At 41.4% G+C, this 18,205-nt stretch carries 15 protein-coding genes, 2 tRNA genes and 1 rRNA gene; 6 read left to right on the forward strand and 12 right to left on the reverse strand.

Annotation, left to right across the window (positions count from 1 at the left end):
• Window positions 1-11 precede the first annotated feature (11 nt).
• From ACZ1GV_RS13010 to ACZ1GV_RS13020, 3 genes are all read right to left on the reverse strand, one after another.
• Window positions 12-87, reverse strand: a tRNA-Ala gene (locus ACZ1GV_RS13010).
• Window positions 88-132: 45 nt separating this feature from the next.
• Window positions 133-209, reverse strand: a tRNA-Ile gene (locus ACZ1GV_RS13015).
• 108 nt (window positions 210-317) lie between these two features.
• Window positions 318-1,851, reverse strand: a 16S ribosomal RNA gene (locus ACZ1GV_RS13020).
• Window positions 1,852-2,357: 506 nt separating this feature from the next.
• Between ACZ1GV_RS13020 and ACZ1GV_RS13025 the strand changes: the two genes are divergently transcribed.
• On the forward strand, window positions 2,358-2,900 hold the full coding sequence (locus ACZ1GV_RS13025) for a gamma carbonic anhydrase family protein (protein ID WP_472674535.1): 543 nt from the start codon (window positions 2,358-2,360) through the stop codon (window positions 2,898-2,900).
• An 87-nt stretch (window positions 2,901-2,987) separates the two neighbouring features.
• On the opposite strand, the gene aroE is transcribed toward ACZ1GV_RS13025, so the two are convergent.
• Window positions 2,988-3,794, reverse strand: coding sequence for a shikimate dehydrogenase (aroE, locus tag ACZ1GV_RS13030; RefSeq protein ID WP_472674536.1), 807 nt, complete (start codon window positions 3,792-3,794; stop codon window positions 2,988-2,990).
• 9 nt (window positions 3,795-3,803) lie between these two features.
• On the opposite strand from aroE, the gene ACZ1GV_RS13035 reads away from it, so the two are divergent.
• Complete coding sequence (locus ACZ1GV_RS13035) at window positions 3,804-4,256, forward strand: group II truncated hemoglobin (protein WP_472674537.1); 453 nt, start codon at window positions 3,804-3,806, stop codon at window positions 4,254-4,256.
• 58 nt (window positions 4,257-4,314) lie between these two features.
• Here the strand turns inward: ACZ1GV_RS13035 and hemF are convergent, their stop codons facing one another.
• From hemF to ACZ1GV_RS13065, 6 genes are all read right to left on the reverse strand, one after another.
• Window positions 4,315-5,229, reverse strand: a complete 915-nt coding sequence (hemF, locus tag ACZ1GV_RS13040) for an oxygen-dependent coproporphyrinogen oxidase (RefSeq protein ID WP_472674538.1) — start codon at window positions 5,227-5,229, stop codon at window positions 4,315-4,317.
• 3 nt (window positions 5,230-5,232) lie between these two features.
• Window positions 5,233-5,802 (reverse strand): L-threonylcarbamoyladenylate synthase type 1 TsaC, encoded by a 570-nt coding sequence (tsaC, locus tag ACZ1GV_RS13045; protein WP_472674539.1) that lies wholly within the window; start codon window positions 5,800-5,802, stop codon window positions 5,233-5,235.
• 32 nt (window positions 5,803-5,834) lie between these two features.
• Entirely contained in the window at window positions 5,835-6,377 is a 543-nt protein-coding gene (locus ACZ1GV_RS13050; RefSeq protein ID WP_472674540.1) for a DNA topoisomerase family protein, read from the reverse strand.
• 87 nt (window positions 6,378-6,464) lie between these two features.
• The gene (locus tag ACZ1GV_RS13055) at window positions 6,465-6,938 is read right to left on the reverse strand and encodes a DUF494 family protein (RefSeq protein ID WP_472674541.1); all 474 of its coding nucleotides are present in this window, start codon (window positions 6,936-6,938) and stop codon (window positions 6,465-6,467) included.
• Window positions 6,939-6,952: 14 nt separating this feature from the next.
• A complete protein-coding gene (dprA, locus tag ACZ1GV_RS13060) occupies window positions 6,953-8,068 on the reverse strand; it encodes a DNA-processing protein DprA (RefSeq protein ID WP_472674542.1) in 1,116 nt (371 codons plus the stop codon).
• A gap of 25 nt (window positions 8,069-8,093) precedes the next feature.
• Complete coding sequence (locus tag ACZ1GV_RS13065; protein ID WP_472674543.1) at window positions 8,094-9,227, reverse strand: LysM peptidoglycan-binding domain-containing protein; 1,134 nt, start codon at window positions 9,225-9,227, stop codon at window positions 8,094-8,096.
• A 108-nt stretch (window positions 9,228-9,335) separates the two neighbouring features.
• Here ACZ1GV_RS13065 and def point away from each other — a divergent pair, with 108 nt between their 5' ends.
• From def to trkA, 4 genes are read left to right on the forward strand one after another with little or no spacing between them, the layout of a single operon-like run.
• Window positions 9,336-9,848, forward strand: coding sequence for a peptide deformylase (def, locus tag ACZ1GV_RS13070; protein ID WP_210560771.1), 513 nt, complete (start codon window positions 9,336-9,338; stop codon window positions 9,846-9,848).
• Between the two features lie 7 nt (window positions 9,849-9,855).
• Complete coding sequence (gene fmt, locus ACZ1GV_RS13075; protein WP_472674544.1) at window positions 9,856-10,806, forward strand: methionyl-tRNA formyltransferase; 951 nt, start codon at window positions 9,856-9,858, stop codon at window positions 10,804-10,806.
• Complete coding sequence (gene rsmB / locus ACZ1GV_RS13080; RefSeq protein WP_472674545.1) at window positions 10,803-12,107, forward strand: 16S rRNA (cytosine(967)-C(5))-methyltransferase RsmB; 1,305 nt, start codon at window positions 10,803-10,805, stop codon at window positions 12,105-12,107. Before fmt ends, rsmB begins: the two co-directional genes overlap by 4 nt.
• Window positions 12,108-12,134: 27 nt before the next feature.
• Window positions 12,135-13,511, forward strand: coding sequence for a Trk system potassium transporter TrkA (gene trkA, locus ACZ1GV_RS13085; protein WP_210560768.1), 1,377 nt, complete (start codon window positions 12,135-12,137; stop codon window positions 13,509-13,511).
• A 2-nt stretch (window positions 13,512-13,513) separates the two neighbouring features.
• Here trkA and ACZ1GV_RS13090 read toward each other — a convergent pair whose 3' ends face one another.
• Complete coding sequence (locus ACZ1GV_RS13090) at window positions 13,514-15,865, reverse strand: GNAT family N-acetyltransferase (RefSeq protein WP_472674546.1); 2,352 nt, start codon at window positions 15,863-15,865, stop codon at window positions 13,514-13,516.
• Entirely contained in the window at window positions 15,866-18,181 is a 2,316-nt protein-coding gene (gene uvrD / locus ACZ1GV_RS13095) for a DNA helicase II (protein ID WP_472674547.1), read from the reverse strand.
• Window positions 18,182-18,205: the final 24 nt, after the last annotated feature.

Raw genomic sequence — 18,205 nt, forward strand, 5'->3', positions numbered from 1 at the left:
GAGTGTCAGTATGGTGGAGCTACGCGGGATCGAACCGCGGACCTCTTGAATGCAAATCAAGCGCTCTCCCAGCTGAGCTATAGCCCCATACTGAAGTCACGTCATTAAAACGATTATTCCAAATCGATGATTTGGTAGGCCTGGGCAGACTTGAACTGCCGACCTCACCCTTATCAGGGGTGCGCTCTAACCAGCTGAGCTACAGGCCTATCGTTTATGCTACAAACTCTCGAATGCAGCTAACAGCTTGCAGCTTTCTCGCTCATTATTCGTAATTAATTATTTGTGTGAACACTCTAAAGGTGTAACTTCGTTTATAAGGAGGTGATCCAGCCGCAGGTTCCCCTACGGCTACCTTGTTACGACTTCACCCCAGTCATGAACCACAAAGTGGTAAGCGCCCTCCCGAAGGTTAAGCTACCTACTTCTTTTGCAGCCCACTCCCATGGTGTGACGGGCGGTGTGTACAAGGCCCGGGAACGTATTCACCGTGGCATTCTGATCCACGATTACTAGCGATTCCGACTTCATGGAGTCGAGTTGCAGACTCCAATCCGGACTACGACAAGCTTTATGGGATCCGCTTACTCTCGCGAGTTCGCAACCCTTTGTACTTGCCATTGTAGCACGTGTGTAGCCCATCTCGTAAGGGCCATGATGACTTGACGTCGTCCCCACCTTCCTCCGGTTTGTCACCGGCAGTCTCCTTAGAGTTCCCACCATTACGTGCTGGCAACTAAGGATAAGGGTTGCGCTCGTTGCGGGACTTAACCCAACATTTCACAACACGAGCTGACGACAGCCATGCAGCACCTGTCTCATAGTTCCCGAAGGCACTAAAGCGTCTCTGCTAAATTCTATGGATGTCAAGAGATGGTAAGGTTCTTCGCGTTGCATCGAATTAAACCACATGCTCCACCGCTTGTGCGGGCCCCCGTCAATTCATTTGAGTTTTAACCTTGCGGCCGTACTCCCCAGGCGGTCTACTTAATGCGTTAGCTGCGCAAGACAACTCTTAAGAGTCAAACTGCTAGTAGACATCGTTTACGGCGTGGACTACCAGGGTATCTAATCCTGTTTGCTACCCACGCTTTCGTACATGAGCGTCAGTGTCGACCCAGGTGGCTGCCTTCGCCATTGGTATTCCTTCAGATCTCTACGCATTTCACCGCTACACCTGAAATTCTACCACCCTCTGTCGCACTCTAGCCATCCAGTTTCAAATGCAGTTCCCAGGTTGAGCCCGGGGCTTTCACATCTGACTTAAATGGCCGCCTGCGTACGCTTTACGCCCAGTAATTCCGATTAACGCTCGCACCCTCCGTATTACCGCGGCTGCTGGCACGGAGTTAGCCGGTGCTTCTTCTGCGAGTAACGTCACACCTAGCCGGTATTAACGACTAAGCTTTCCTCCTCGCTGAAAGTGCTTTACAACCCGAAGGCCTTCTTCACACACGCGGCATGGCTGCATCAGGCTTTCGCCCATTGTGCAATATTCCCCACTGCTGCCTCCCGTAGGAGTCTGGACCGTGTCTCAGTTCCAGTGTGGCTGATCATCCTCTCAGACCAGCTAGGGATCGTCGGCTTGGTGAGCCTTTACCTCACCAACTACCTAATCCCACTTGGGCTTCTCTAAAGGCGGGAGCCGAAGCCCCCTTTGAGCCGTAGCTATCATGCGGTATTAGCAGTCGTTTCCAACTGTTGTCCCCCACCTAAAGGCAAATTCCCAAGCATTACTCACCCGTCCGCCACTCGTCAGCAACTAGCAAGCTAGTTCTGTTACCGTTCGACTTGCATGTGTTAGGCCTGCCGCCAGCGTTCAATCTGAGCCATGATCAAACTCTTCACTTAAAAGTTTAATCGCTACTCATTGAATTCTGTTCAAATAAATTTTCGTTCAGACACTCAATCAATAGTTTACAAGTGCTAGCCTGTTTCCTAAGAAACTCTAGCGTGTTTGTTACTACTCTTCGGAGTGCCCACACAAATAATTAATTACAAATTGTTAAAGAACGTTCAGAGCCTTTCTGCTCTTGGTCGAGACCTTGTCTCAACCGGGATGCGCATTCTACACTTCCCTAATTCGTTGTCAACGTTTTTATCAAATCTTTTTCAATATTTTGAAGAAGTTTTCTAAACCGTTTTGAGCCTCATCTCACAACCTTTACTTAACGTTTCGAGCTGTTTGATGTCTCCCTGACAACGAGGACGCATTATAGAGATCTAATTCCGTTGCGCAAGTGCTTTTTTGAAAAACTTTTTTGTTTGGCTATAATAACTACAAACCGCATATTTATTGGCTTATTTGTTCAAAAAGTAGGATATTTGGGCCTTACCTTAGCTAATGGGAGCTAATCATGAGAAACATTAAATCTTATAAACGTATAACACCTACAATAAAAGAAAACTGTTACATAGATGATAGTGCTGTTCTTTATGGTGACATCACTTTAGGCGAAGACGTAAGTATCTGGCCACTAGTTGCGGCTAGAGGCGATGTTAATACAATTTCGATAGGTGCCCGCACTAACGTTCAAGACGGAAGTGTGCTTCACGTTACTAGAAAGTCTCAAGGTAACCCAACTGGCAACCCGCTAATAATAGGTGAGGATGTAACGATTGGACATAAAGCCATGTTGCACGGGTGCGAGTTAGGTGATCGTATACTCGTCGGTATGGGCGCGATCATTATGGACGGTGTGGTAGTTGAATCTGATGTAATCATTGGCGCGGGCTCTTTAGTTCCACCTAATAAAAGACTAGAAAGTGGATATCTTTATGTTGGGAACCCAGTCAAGCAAGCAAGACAACTAAAAGAAGACGAAAGGGCATTTTTAACAATCTCTTCGAATAATTATGTGTTGTTAAAAAATGAATATATAGAAGAACAAGCTAACTAATACCGACTTTGCCATATCTAGTTAATATAAGAGCGTTAACTAAGCTCTTATATTAACTATTAACTATTAACTATTAACTATTAACTATTAACTATTAACTAAAAAGTTTCTTATTTTTTCGGTATTGGGTCGAACTTTGTGCCAAACATAAAACGCTTCGGCCGCCTGTTCTACTAACATACCTAAGCCGTCAATCACCTTAATGCTACTATTATTCGCCAACGCCCATGTTAAGAATGCATTTTCTTGTTGCGAATAAACCATATCATAGGCCGCTATGGCGTTTTCAAATACACAGGGATTCATTTCAGGTATTTCGTTATATATCGATAACGAAGTAGCATTAATAACGATATCGTAGTTATTGGTTACGTCCACCAAACCAATTGCACTTAGAGAGTCACTACCCATTTCAGTCACAATTCGCATAGCTTTGTCTTTTGTTCGGTTTGCTATGGTTATGTGCGCTGGTTTTACTTCTAATAATGATGGTATGCATCCTCTAACAGCTCCACCAGCACCTATTATAAGTATATGTTTATTCTGCAACTCTAACTTATTAAATAATAAGTCCTGCACCAAACCCTGACCGTCGGTATTATCCCCACACAAAACGCCACTCTTCATATAAAGAGTATTAACCGCTTTGGATAACTCAGCGCGCGCTGATACCTGATCACATAACTTGTAAGCCCGCTCTTTATATGGATAAGTAATATTGGCTCCCGAAAGCCCATCCGCAAACATCTTTTTAATTTCTACTTCAAACTCATCAGACTCCAATAAACACTTATCGTAAGTCATTTTAATATTCAACTGTTCTGCAAACTGTTGATGTATAATAGGCGACTTCGAGTGCGCGATTGGATTACCAATTACTAAAAACTTATTCATAGGTTTCTTATGTTAAATAAACTGAAATCAAAACTAATGGGCTCTAAAACAACCCAGTCTAATCAATACCATTCACACTTATCGCCTAAGCGGACCCCTTATGAGCGCATGGGCAAAGACAAAGTGCTATTGCTCGCAAATACCTTTTATGACCAAATGGAAACAAATATAGAAGCAAAAGAGCTTCATGATATCCATCCAAAGCCTATGAACGCAATTAGAATTAAATTTTATGAGTTTTTAAGTGGCTGGTTAGGGGGACCTGATTTGTTTGTTGAAAAGTATGGGCACCCACGTCTTCGAGCTCGTCATCTTCCATTTGCTATTGACAATAAAATGTATCAGCAATGGATGATTTGTATGACTAATGCTTTAGACATAGTTTTAGAAGACGACCCAGTACTTAAAGCCGATTTGAGAATGAAGTTTGATCAACTTGCTGCTCATATGATTAATCAGTAATAAAAAAGGCACTCTTTTAAATTAAGTGCCTTTTTTAGTCATCTCGCAATATTCGCTTTTATAAATTCAAATAATTCTGTGGTTTCAAATACCTTTCATAAAGCTCAGCTTCTGCAGAGCCATCAGAAGGAGAGTATTGGTACTCCCATCGTGCTAAAGGCGGCATCGACATTAATATCGACTCTGTTCGCCCTCCAGTTTGAAGGCCAAATAGGGTTCCACGGTCATAAACCAAATTAAACTCTACATAACGCCCGCGGCGATATAATTGAAATTGTCTTTGAGAGTCTGAAACGCTTGAATCTTTTCTACGCTCAACTATTGGCTTGTAAGCATCTATAAAACCGTTGCCGACCGCTTTAGTAAATGCAAAACAATTATCGAAGCCCCATTCATTTAAATCATCAAAGAATAATCCACCGACGCCTCGAGTCTCGTCTCTATGTTTTAAATAAAAGTATTCGTCACACCACTTTTTATATTTTGGATAAACATCTTTCCCAAACGGCTGACAAAGATCAAATGCGGTTTGATGCCAATGAACCACATCTTCTTCGATAGGGTAATAAGGCGTTAAATCAAAACCACCACCAAACCACCATACGGGTTCAGCACCTTCTTTTTCGGCAATAAAAAACCTTACATTTGCATGTGTCGTTGGTATATGTGGGTTACGCGGATGAATAACGAGAGACACTCCGCAAGCATTAAAACTTCGACCTTCTAGCTCTGGCCTATGTGCTGTTGCTGATGAAGGCATATTCGCACCAAATACATGCGAAAAATTAACACCCGCTTGTTCAAAGATAACACCGTCTTTGAGAACTCGGCTTCGGCCACCGCCACCTTCTTCTCGTTCCCACTGATCTTGTTCAAATTGACCGCCATCCATGTCGGCTAACTGGTTAGTAATATAGTCTTGAAGCTCCATAAAAAAGGACTTCGCTTGTTCCAGTAACTTATGCTCTTGCAAAACTTAACTCCTAAATACTTCACCGGTGATTGAATGTTTAATAACTGAAGGCTTTTCACTTCCCCCTAATGCCTCATCGACATAAATGGCGACTTGCGAACCAAATACTTTTATTGCTTCTGCCAAGTTTTTACAGACCGGTTCAGTTGTTCTATTTGCGCTAGTCGATACAATCGGTTTATTAAACGTTCGACAGATTCGCTGAATAGTAGGGTGCGCACTGATACGAATAGCTATCATATCACTACCGCCGGTAATCCATTTAGGTGCAGATGCTTTAGCTGGCAGCAACCAAGTAACAGGGCCTGGCCAAGACGAAAAGATTTCTGGACGCTTTTCAATTGGAACTTTATCAAAATCGAAGTAGTCATGACACTGTGATAGGTTTTGCGCCACTAATATAAGACCTTTCTCTACTGGACGTTGTTTAGCTGCTAATAGCTTCATAACCGCTTCTTCATTATCCGGATCACAGCCAATACCCCAAACCGCCTCAGTAGGATAAACAATTAAACAGCCTTGCTGTAATGCTTCAATTTCATTTGTAGGATTTATTAAAGTTGATTCCGTCATTTTCTTTGCTCAAATTGTATCGTGTTAGTGACTTATTCGATTTCATAATTACATGTTTTAACTATGCAGCGTTTGATATTATTTTTATCTACCACAAGTATAGGACTTTCGCACGAAGGACAGCTCTCGTTGAGAGGCTTATCGTTCAAAAGAAAGTCACATTTAGGATATTGGTCACATGCATAAAACACCTTGCCCTTTTTGCCTGACCGCTGGTGAAGCTCTCCTTTTTCACATTCTATACAAGGAACGGGTTCGTAATCTTCATCGTCGTCTTCTTTAACAATAAAGTTACAGGTAGGGTAGTTCATGCAACCAATAAACATGCCATAACGGCCCGATTTAACTGCAAGGTCATCTTCACAAATAGGACAACACACATCATCTAAAACTTTTACAACTTGCACTTCTGATTGCGTTGACATTGGTTTAGTAAAATCACAAACGGGATAGCCAGAACAAGCCCAAAAAGCGCCTTTGCTACCCGATTTTATACTCAGTTCAGCCTCGCATTTTGGGCAGTATTGTTTATTAGTTTGATTAGATGAAAGGTTGACCTTCGAGTCAGAAGTCATAAATACCAGAATGTTGTGAAGACTATGGAGTGGATCTTAGCCACTCCATTTGTTTTAGCAATGAAATTTTATATTAAACGCCCATTTTTAATGGAGTAGACCCGCAGGCTCCTCAAACACGAGGTTTTCCATTTGCTCAAATGCAGCTTCTTTACCTGGAACATTGAACAAGACCATTAATACAACCCATTTTAAGTCATCAAGTCCAATTTGAGACTCTTCAAGCTCCATAACGCGGTCTATAACCATTTCTCTTGTTGCTACGTCTAACAGGTTAATTTGTTCTAGGAATAACAAAAAGCCTCGACACTCAGTATCTAACTTCATTGTTTCTGCAACCGTATAGATACGAGTAGAAAGGGCGGTTTGCCCAATAATGAAAGGTGCTATATCGTTAGATTGCAGGTCAGCAAGATCTTCTAACCACATTAGCGCTTTATAAATATCGTCTTCATGAAAACCAGCCTTTTTGAGCTCTTTGGTAAGCTCGCCTTCGTCAACCCATAACTCAGCGCTATCGTTGACAATGTTTTCAAAAAGGTACAAAAGGATATCAAACATAACTTGCCCCTTTGTTATTTATTATTAGAGTTAGTGTTTACCTTAATATATCCGCCGGGCACGGCGTTTATACGCCCCAAAATTTCCAATTCCAACAATTCTTTTAATACCTGATCCACTGGCAAATTTGAACGTTGTGAAATGACATCAACTGAGGTGGCTTCATGATCAACACTAGCTAACATTTGTGACTCTGCCAAGTTGTTTTTATCAATATTACTAAAACTACTTGAATCAGATACGTTTAAATCACGAGAGCAGATCAGCTGTTCATACTCCTCTAATATATCGGCCGGACATTGAACAAGCTTAGCGCCATGTTGCACTAGATTGTGACAACCCGTTGAAACAGGACTAAATATATTTCCAGGCACAGCAAAAACATCTCGATTAGCCTCCAACGCATATTTTGCAGTTATTAGCGAGCCACTTTTTAAAGCAGCTTCAACTACAACAGTTCCATAACTCAACCCTGCAATCACTCTATTGCGGCGAGGAAAATGAAAAGACTGTGGCGTATCGAATGGAAGAAACTCTGATAATAAAAGACTATTTTTAGTAATTATATCTACAGCTAGTTGCCTATGCTTTTTGGGATATATATTCGCATGCCCAGAACCCATAACAGCTATTGTATAGCCACCAGCATCTATAGTTGCTTGATGTGCCACACCATCAATCCCTAGCGCAAGACCACTTGTGACGACTATTCCGTTTTTTACTAAAGCAGAAGCAAGATATTTAGTGACCTCAATACCATAAGCCGTTGGGGCGCGTGAACCAACAAATGCAATTTGTGGTTGTGACAATAATTCAATATTACCTTGAGCAAATAAAACAATTGGCGGTCTTGATGTTTGTTTTAAACTATTGGGATAAAGCTCATCTTCTATAGAAACCAGCTTAATTTGATGACGGATAATATAATTTTCAGTGTTAACGAGGTAATTAGATGGATGCTTAATACTTTGCTGTAAGAAGGTAATCTGCTTTGAAGATAAGCCCATTTTGCTTAACTGTTCATTCGACTGATAACACAACTCTGTTAAGCTCTTTAGCTCCTTACATAACCTAAGTAGTGTTGCAACGCCCAGTCCAGGACATTGCAACAGAATCAGCCACTCTCTCATTTAATAAGCGCTCCATTTGGATCACCTACAAAGAAGGAGTGTTTATCTTATCTCCAACATAAATAGGTGATGAGTTTTTTGTTATAATTCCATAACTTACTTTTTCATAAACTTTGAAAATCATGACTTGTCCAACTTCCTCATATGGCATGTCATATATCCCTTTGTGTTCATCACCTCTAAATAGGTTCTTAACAACACCAACAAACTTTTCGTATCTAGTTGCGTCTTCTTGATATTTAGGACCAAGACCTTGATCTACTACAGTTGGTGATTTGCGAGATATCGTAAGGATATTGCCCGCTAAAACCTGAGAATCTTGCCCTTTGTTAATAATAACAACATCATATTTACTTACGCCGGCTAAATCAGAAGGCGTCGCCACAATCGTGCCGTCTAGCTCAGTATCAATTTTTGCCATTTTAAAGAAGGCAGGTAAGTCTTGTCCTTGTCGAATGGGCATAACAACGTCACTTGCTCTTACTTCTTGTTTGGCTGTCGTTATTCTGATTTTGCCGGGCACACCCTCTGAAGGATCACCTGAATTAATTAAATCGGCGACTGCAACAAGCACAGCTTCATAACCTAAAATATCTTCTGAGTCTGGATCAACATACGCCTTACCTTTACGATATATGGCAAATTTACTTTCAGATTTTAAATCACCTTTAATATAGAGTAAGTCTCCAGGTAATGCTCTTTTTACAGTGCGATCTGTACCTAGTACGTAAGGCAGGCTCTCCAATGTGTCTTCATCAAGTGCCAGTTCATAACTCAAAAAGGATTCGATTGCATTTAAAGGGACCATTGGAATAGGTTCGTCTTTTTTATAGGCAATGCGTTTTTGCGGAGATAAGCTAAACGATCGTTTAGCCATGACCAACTTTGGCGAACCATCTGCCTCATAAACTAGTTTTAGTTGATCACCTGGGTATATAAGGTGCGGGTTTTTAATCTGCGGATTGAATTTCCACAATTTTGGCCATAACCATGGATCGTTTAGAAATAAACTTGATATATCCCATAGTGTGTCACCTTTCTTCACGACATATTCCGAAGGCGCATCTTTGCGGATCGTTAATGTATCAGCTATTAATGAAGATATGTGAAGTGAACTAATAACAAGCGCAAGCGTCATTAAGCGGATTAGTACACGCATTCCCTTTTTCCTATAATTATTATTATCAACATGTTGTTCTGTTAATAGTGAATCTAAACAGTTAAAATTACAAGTACACGATGTTATTTGGCGAGGCATAGATAAATTATGGCAATATTAAACGTATTACGTTTCCCTGATGAGCGATTACGCACGGTCGCAAAACCTATTGAAGTGGTTGATGACACTATAAAAACACTTATCGACGACATGTTTGAAACCATGTATGACGAAAACGGAGTAGGACTTGCAGCCTCTCAGGTTGATCAGCACGTTCGTCTATTTGTCGCTGACTGCTCAGAAGACAGAGAAGAACCACTAGTATTTATTAACCCAGAAATCATTGCCAAAGATGGCAGCATGATTAATGAAGAAGGCTGTTTGTCTGTTCCTCATTGTTATGCAAAAGTTGATCGTGCTGAAAAAGTCACAGTTAAAGCATTAGACCGCGATGGCAATCCTTTTGAATACGAAGCTGAGGGTTTATTAGCTATTTGTATCCAACACGAAACTGACCACTTAAATGGTGTTCTTTTTGTTGATTACTTATCTCCTCTTAAACGCGAACGCATTAAGAAAAAGTTAGCAAAAGAAGCTAAATTAGCAGCTCAAGAAGCCTAGGTATTATATGTCCTCAACGCCATTAAGAATAATCTTTGCTGGTACTCCAGAGTTCGCGGCAGAACATCTTTCACATCTTATTTCTGAGAAATTCGATATTGTTGCTTGCTACACTCAGCCAGATCGTCCAGCTGGTCGTGGTAAAAAGTTGCAACCTAGCGCAGTGAAGCAAGTTGCGCTTGCACATGATATTCCAGTTTATCAACCCGTATCATTGAAAGATGAAGATGCGCAACGTGAACTTGGTTCGCTAAACGCAGACTTAATGATCGTTGTCGCCTACGGTCTTATATTGCCAAAAGTAGTCCTTGATATACCTAGACTTGGCTGTATTAACGTGCACGGCTCTATTTTGCCAAAATGGCGAGGCGCCGCTCCTATACAAAGAGCAGTATTAGCAGGCGATAAAGAAACGGGTGTAACCATTATGCAAATGGACGTTGGCCTTGATACTGGAGACATGCTATTTATTGAAAAGTGTGACATTTCTGATTCTGACACAAGTGGCAGTGTCTATGAAAAGTTACAGCAACTAGGTCCTAAAGCGCTGGTGTCTGCTGTTTATAAAATTGAGAGTGGCGATATCGCTCCTACACAACAAAATAACGATGATGCCACCTACGCACACAAATTAACTAAAGAAGAAGCGGTTATAGACTGGAACGAGTCAGCCGAACAAATTGAGCGGAACATAAGAGGTTATCAACCTTGGCCGATGGCTACCGTGCAATTGAGCGGTAATACAGTGAAAGTATGGCAAGCTGAAGTGCTTGATGATTTATCACATGAGCCTGCAGGGACTATTTTGTCCGCCGACAAAAACGGTATAAAAGTCGCCACAGGAAAGGGAATAGTTAATCTTCTTCAACTTCAACCACCTGGTAAAAAAGCCATGACAGCTACTGACTTTGTTAACGGCCGTGGTGAGTGGGTTACACCTGGAATAGTGCTCAAATGAAAACCAATAATGTAAGAGCCGCTGCCGCAGAAACGCTACTCGCTGTTATGGATAAAGGAACTTCGTTATCCGAAGCTTTACCCAAGGCTCAATTAAAAATAGCAGCCAAAGATCACGCTCTACTGCAAGAAATGTGTTTTGGCGCTATTCGCTTTTTTCCAAAATATGATGCTATTACCAATCAATTACTTACCAAAAAGTTAAAAGGCAAACAACGCGTATTTCATCACTTGATAATTGTTGGTATTTATCAGCTTGAAGAAATGCGCATCCCGCAACATGCTGCAGTTGCTGAAACAGTGCAAGCTGCGGTTAGCCTTAAAGCTCAGGGATTAAAAGGGCTAATCAATGCTTGTTTGCGCAACTTTATGCGAAATAGAGATGCACTTTTTGCCAAAATATCAAATCCAGTAACCGACTTTAGCCACCCAAGTTGGTTCATAAAGCGAGTTCAAGAAGCCTATCCTGAAAATTGGCAAGATATCCTAAATGCCAATTTAGAGCGCGCTCCAATGTGGTTAAGGGTTCATACTAACAACGTATCAACGGCACAATTTTGCGATGCGTTAGATGAAGCGAAAATTGAATACTCTCAACCATTAGCTGATAAGAATGCCATTTTGTTGGCTTCCCCAAAGCCTGTCGATAAGCTCCCAGGTTTTGAACAAGGTTGGTTTACTGTGCAAGATGGTGCTGCTCAACATGCCGCTCATATTTTAGCGCCTCAGGATAACGACGTTATATTAGATGCCTGTGCTGCACCTGGCGGTAAAACATGTCATATTTTAGATTTAGCGAATTGCCAAGTAACTGCCGCAGATATTGATCAAACTCGACTAGATAGAGTGACAGAAAACTTAACGCGATTATCAGAGCAAGCAACGCTAGTATGTGGTGATTTGACGATTCCAGCTACGTTACCTGATACGCTTTACGATCGGATATTACTGGATGCACCTTGTTCAGCAACTGGTGTTATAAGACGTCACCCAGACATAAAGTGGCTCAGGCGTTCAGAAGACATTGATAACTTAGCTCACGTTCAAAAAGACATCCTTAAAACGTTATGGGCTCGATTGAAGCCCGGCGGTACTTTGGTTTACGCAACATGTTCTATTTTGCCGAGTGAAAATAGAGATTTAATGACTGCATTTTTGTCAAGCCATGCTGATGCTAAACTTATCCCAATTGATACACCACTTAACACGCTTGAGTCGGGAAAAAATCCAGGCTGGCAAATTTTACCGAGTGAGCATAGTATGGATGGATTCTATTACTGTCGCATACAAAAACAACAATAAAATTGATAGGTTAGCAAGCCCAATACTATGAAGATAATTATCTTAGGAGCAGGCCAGGTTGGTGCCACACTAGCGGAAAATCTAGCTGGTGAAGAAAATGACATCACTATGGTAGATATTGACGCAGAGCCACTTCACGCCCTGCAAGATAAATATGACTTACAAGTGGTAGTTGGTCACTGCTCTCATCCCGATGTATTAAGGCAAGCTGGGGCTGAGCATGCTGATATGCTAATTGCTGTTACTCGCAGTGATGAAGTAAATATGATGGCCTGCCAAGTTGCATATAGTATTTTTAATACACCAAAAAAAATCGCTCGTATCCGATCTCAAGAATACCTTCTTTATCAAGAACAACTGTTTCAAAATAGTGACCTGCCTGTTGATAAATATATCGCCCCAGAAGAGCTTGTTACCAAATATATCCATCGCTTAATTGAGTCGCCGGGGGCATTACAAGTCCTAGAGTTTGCAAACGGTTTAGTTTCATTAGTTGCAGTCAAAGCTTATTACGGTGGTTTATTAGTTGGTTACGCCCTCTCAACGTTGAAAGAACATATGCCAAATGTTGAAACGCGCGTTGCTGCAATATATCGAAAAGGCCAAGCGATTAAGCCGGTCGGTAATACCGTGATTGAAGCGGATGATGAGGTCTTTTTTATTGTTGCGACAAAGCATATTCGCCAAGTTATGGAAGAGCTACAAAAGCTTGAAGATAGCTATAAACGGATAATGATTGTAGGCGGTGGTAATATTGGCGCAGGTCTGGCAAAAATATTAGAAAAACGCTATCGAGTAAAATTGATTGAGGTTAATCAAGAAAGAGCTGAACGCTTATCGCAATTATTAGAGCATACAACCGTATTTACAGGCGATGCGTCTGATCAAGAGTTACTCGCGGAAGAACAGATAGAACAAACCGACGTGTTTATTGCCGTCACGAATGATGACGAAGCTAATATCATGTCCGCCATGTTGGCCAAAAAAATGGGCGTACAAAAGACCATGGTTCTTATTCAACGAAGTGCATACGTTGATTTGGTTCAAGGTCGAGATGTTGATATTGCCATATCTCCACAACAAGCCACTATATCGGCGTTATTAACTCATGTTCGAAAGGGTGACGTGGTTAATGTATATTCACTTAGACGTGGCGCAGCAGAGGCAATTGAAGCGATTGCTCACGGTGATAAAAACACCTCAAAAGTAGTCGGTCGTTCGATCCAAGAACTAAAACTTCCACCTCAGACAACCATAGGCGCGATTGTAAGAAATGCAGAGGTGATCATCGCTCATGACGATACAGTCATAGAAAGTGAAGATCACGTAATTCTATTTCTTATAAACAAAAAACATATTCATGAAGTAGAAAAGTTATTCCAAGTATCAGCGTTGTTCCTTTAGCTTTATTCGATTATTCGATTTAAAAGAATAGAGGACTGCGCTCTAATAGCGCTGACTAACTCTTTTTCCCCAGAGAAGTTATAAGATTTAATTAAAACCTTGTTTGAAACGCCTGTAATAAACTTATCTTCAATTAAGGCCGGTATTTCTGCATCGGACGATTCTGTAATTTTACGAATAGCTAATAAACAGGAGTCAGGTGAGCGGTAAAACTGCGATAAACATTGTAAATCTGCGTGATTTTGTTGTGTTGACCAAGTTAGGTAATCTGAGTCGCTTTGACGATGCTCCCCTTGTGGTGACAGCTTTTGGCGATAAGACAGTTCTCGCCAGCCAACATCTACTTCCATTTTTAAGGTTTCATCAAATCGGGCGCTCCAGCGCTTGGCCCAGCAAGAGGTCGATTTTTGCAACGCTTTAAGCATTAATACACTCACCAAACCTGTACTCGCATCTGGCTTTAAGCCTAAACGCACTGTCATAAATTTACTTTTTTGCCAAAAGCTTATTACTTTTGCATCGTATCCAAAACTAGTGCTCAAAAAGTCGATGTTCCCATGTTGCTTAAAATGACATTCGAGCTTGTTTAAAAATACGGTTCCAACACCCTTTGACTGCCAATGCGGGGACACTGCAATCCTAACAATTCTTGCATAATTAAAATAACCGGCATTTTTAAAGCCACAATGTGCGATTAATGATTGGGGCGCTAAATGACCTCTTGGTCGTCTAATACCTTGCCAAATAGCCCCCATTAATTCCTTGTTATTATCTGCATCAAAGCCACCCTCTAAGGATATTAGGGCTGTAGCAGCTAACTGATCCCCTTGATAAAGTGAAAATATTTGCATACTTGGATTATCTAACATCGACCGCAAGTCATTTGGCGTTGTTTGATAGTGTGCTTCGGTTAATAAACCAAATAGCTTGGCTACTTGACCGCTTTTCACTAAATCCAAAGGCACTTCACGTTTTAACGTTAAAGTGTCTAAAACTATATCCAGAAGGGGTATCTCCTGAATTCTCTTGTTCGTAGCATCTATATCCACACAAAAACATAGGCTGGTATTAATTATTCGCTCTAAATTATCTGATTCAGTCCAACGAATAGGTTGCTTCATTGTTAGGTGCTGAAAGGAACATGAATGTTTAACTAACCAAGGTTTCAATTTGTACTCTAGCCCTCGGCCTGTTCCTTCATATCCGTGAATAGTCGTTGCCAAAATTACTTTAGGTACTTTATTTACTAGTTGTTGCACCACTGAAACTGGAATGCTAGCGGCCTCATCAATAATCAGTAAGTCTATATCATCAATCTGTTGACTCGCTCGTTCAATAATATGATCGGGTGAATAAAAGACTGCACTATGCTTAGGGTTCGCAATTACACTCTCAAAGTGCTCGATCAGTATTGATGTCGACTCTTTGCTAGATGAGGTAACAACAATATTGAAGTCAGTATTAGCGGCTACGTTATGGTTCACCCAATCCGCTGTGCTTAAACCAACCACGGAAGACTTTCCTCGGCCTCGATCAGCACTAATTAACAATCTCTGGCCGAATGGCTGATCAGCTACTGGGTATCTACTCTGCAAACCACCTAATAACTCGTGAATCTTACCGGCGATATATCTTTGATCTGCAGTGACATACTTTGAGTCGGTAGATACGTCATTCTTTTCTAAATGGGGGTTTGTTGAATGTTTTGCTTTTGACAAAATACTCGAAGACGTTTTTTTTGTTGGGCTTACTTCGGCCAACGACTCCGATGGGTTTGTAAGATTATAAACATAGACCCCGTTGTTGAGGTTTTTTTGAAGTACAGACAGTAGATGCAAAACAAAGTTATTCGTTAAATCTTTAGGTTGATAACGCTCTGCAAGAAATCGATGTTGTTCCGGATCATCTAACGTTAGCCATTTTTCATCTGATGGTGTTATCAGGACCAAAACACCACCTTGCCGAACAATGCCTGATAAAGCGGCAAATGCATCAGCATTAAACCCTTGGTACGCGTCATAAATTAAAATATCACACTCTTGGCCTAGATATTTTCGGAACTTCTTAAGTCGCCACTCGTTTTTTCGTTGTACAGACCGATCTTTAATTAAGCCAGGTTCTATAAATGCAACCACATCTAACTGGTCAATAGTTGGCAATGACTCTTTATGTTCACTTTTGTTTAGAAAGTTATTTGGCGTGTTTTTTTCGGAATTGACTTTAGATAATGCTAATAACGCATTAAGTTGTTGATAACACTGCGCTTGAGAACCACACAAGCGAACTAACCCGCGTTGTTTCTGCTGGGTCAATTCACTGTGCAAATGCGTAATGTAATCTACAAACTGAGTCATTTATATCGCTGTTAATTTCGCGTAAGTGGTAACCAACCATTTTGCACCAAACTGATCAAAATTAACTTGTATTCGTGCGTGCTCTCCATCACCCTCACAATTTAATACTGTGCCTTCACCAAACTTTGCATGCACAACACGCTGTCCTAGCGAAAAGCCAGTTCCTGTAAATTTAATATGACTCGTTGCCGCTTTAGGTTTTGGAGAGTATCCAGAACCGGAGCCATAACCAGTGGAGCTGCCATAGCTAGAGCTACTGCTTCGATACGCTGGTTGGCTAACCGATGTCGTCAATTTTACGTGATAAAGACACTCTTCCGGTATTTCCGAAATAAAGCGAGACGGACGATGATGATGCTCTTGTCCGTACATCCGACGCACTTCAGCATAAGTAATAAATAGGCGCTGGCGTGCTCGTGTCATACCGACATATGCCAGTCTTCGTTCTTCTTCCAATCGCTCAGGTGCATCTGCGCTTTGTTGACTAGGGAACATGCCTTCTTCAACACCCACCATGAAAACTAGTGGAAACTCCAAACCTTTAGCACTGTGTAACGTCATCAACTGTACGGCTTCTTCATAGTCGTCAGCTTGCGACTCACCAGACTCTAAAGAGGCATGAGATAAAAATGCAGAAAGTATTGGCATTTCTTCCATGTTCTCGTCCGGCTCATACTGCTTACATGCCGTCACAAGTTCTTCTAAGTTTTCTACTCGAGTTTGGCCTTTCTCACCTTTTTCTGCTTGATACATAGCCTTAAGACCTGACGCCTGTATTGCCTGATCCGCTTGTTCGTGCAACGGTAGTTCTGATACGTCTGTTTCTAACGTTTCCACCAGCTCGATAAACTTTTTTAATGCTCCAGAAGCCCGAGGTGACAATCTATTCTCGTTAATTAATCGACCACTTGCTTGCCACATTGTAATGCTTTGGCTTCGCGCTGCATCTCTAATAGTTTGCAGTGTTTTATCACCAATACCGCGAGCGGGTGTGTTTATTACTCGCTCAAACGCAGCGTCATCATCACGATTTGCTAATATTCTTAAATAGGCCAGTGCATCTTTAATTTCTTGACGTTCGAAGAATCGAAGACCGCCATAAATCTTATATTTTAAACCTGCTCGTAATAATGCTTCTTCAAGTACTCGAGATTGAGCGTTGTTGCGATATAAAATGGCGGTGTCAGAAAGACTGCCTCCATCTTCTTGCCACTTTTGAATATTTCCAACTACAAAACGAGACTCTTCTAACTCGTTGAACGATGAGTATACGGCAATTGGATCGCCTTCTTTATCTTCTGTCCATAAGTCTTTACCTAAACGATCACTGTTGTTTGAAATCACCGCATTTGCTGCTTTGAGAATATTGGCCGTTGAGCGATAGTTTTGTTCTAAGCGGATCGTCTCCACATCAGCAAAGTCTTTTTGGAAGTTGTGTATATTCTCGACTCTTGCTCCACGCCAGCCATAAATAGACTGATCATCATCGCCAACAATCATGACATAGGATTGATCTTCGCCATCTGCCACGCCGCCAGGGTGTCCGCCTGATATCAATTGAATCCATGCATATTGAATGCTATTGGTATCTTGAAACTCATCCACCAACACATGACGGAAGCGTTTTCTGTAGTGGCTAAGGACATCAGCATGTGTTGCTAAAACTTCATGGCTACGTAAAAGTATTTCAGCAAAGTCTACGAGGCCAGCTCGGTCACAAGCTTGCTGATAAGCTTCATAAACTTTCAACATTACTTGTTCAGTTGGATCAAAGGTATCGATATGCTTTGGCCTTAGTCCCTCGTCTTTTTTACCATTGATGTACCACATGATCTGTTTGGCCGGATAACGTTTTTCGTCAAGATTAAGGCTTTTTAATAAACGACGAATCAACCTATGCTGGTCGTCAGAGTCGATTACTTGAAAGCTTTCTGGAAGTTTTGCTTCTCTGAAATGAGTTCTTAAAAACCTATGGGCAAGACCGTGAAACGTTCCGATCCACATACCATGGTTACTAAACTGAGAACCAACCGTACCATGCCCCATTACTGACTCTAAACGATGACGCATTTCTGTAGCAGCTTTATTGGTAAAGGTTACCGCCATAATTGAATAAGGGGATACATGGTGTGCCCTGATTAAATAACCAATCCGGCTAATTAGAACTTTGGTTTTTCCCGATCCTGCACCTGCCAATACCAGCATATTCTGCGGAGGAGCAGTTACAGCTTCGTGTTGACGTTCATTTAATTCATTAAGTTTGAGCGCGGCTAAACCGTGATGATCTGGTTCCTGATTAGGAATAAAAACGTCCATTATGTACTGAGGCCTTAAACTGGA

Source organism: Psychrosphaera sp. HA2-10, assembly GCF_055693745.1.

Coding starts and splice junctions, on each gene's coding strand:
- ACZ1GV_RS13025 (WP_472674535.1), top strand. CDS start 2,358: ATGAGAAACATTAAATCTTATAAACGTATAACACCTACAATAAAAGAA.
- aroE (WP_472674536.1), bottom strand. CDS start 3,794: ATGAATAAGTTTTTAGTAATTGGTAATCCAATCGCGCACTCGAAGTCG.
- ACZ1GV_RS13035 (WP_472674537.1), top strand. CDS start 3,804: ATGTTAAATAAACTGAAATCAAAACTAATGGGCTCTAAAACAACCCAG.
- tsaC (WP_472674539.1), bottom strand. CDS start 5,802: ATGACGGAATCAACTTTAATAAATCCTACAAATGAAATTGAAGCATTA.
- ACZ1GV_RS13050 (WP_472674540.1), bottom strand. CDS start 6,377: ATGACTTCTGACTCGAAGGTCAACCTTTCATCTAATCAAACTAATAAA.
- ACZ1GV_RS13055 (WP_472674541.1), bottom strand. CDS start 6,938: ATGTTTGATATCCTTTTGTACCTTTTTGAAAACATTGTCAACGATAGC.
- dprA (WP_472674542.1), bottom strand. CDS start 8,068: ATGAGAGAGTGGCTGATTCTGTTGCAATGTCCTGGACTGGGCGTTGCA.
- ACZ1GV_RS13065 (WP_472674543.1), bottom strand. CDS start 9,227: ATGCGTGTACTAATCCGCTTAATGACGCTTGCGCTTGTTATTAGTTCA.
- def (WP_210560771.1), top strand. CDS start 9,336: ATGGCAATATTAAACGTATTACGTTTCCCTGATGAGCGATTACGCACG.
- fmt (WP_472674544.1), top strand. CDS start 9,856: ATGTCCTCAACGCCATTAAGAATAATCTTTGCTGGTACTCCAGAGTTC.
- rsmB (WP_472674545.1), top strand. CDS start 10,803: ATGAAAACCAATAATGTAAGAGCCGCTGCCGCAGAAACGCTACTCGCT.
- trkA (WP_210560768.1), top strand. CDS start 12,135: ATGAAGATAATTATCTTAGGAGCAGGCCAGGTTGGTGCCACACTAGCG.
- ACZ1GV_RS13090 (WP_472674546.1), bottom strand. CDS start 15,865: ATGACTCAGTTTGTAGATTACATTACGCATTTGCACAGTGAATTGACC.
- uvrD (WP_472674547.1), bottom strand. CDS start 18,181: ATGGACGTTTTTATTCCTAATCAGGAACCAGATCATCACGGTTTAGCC.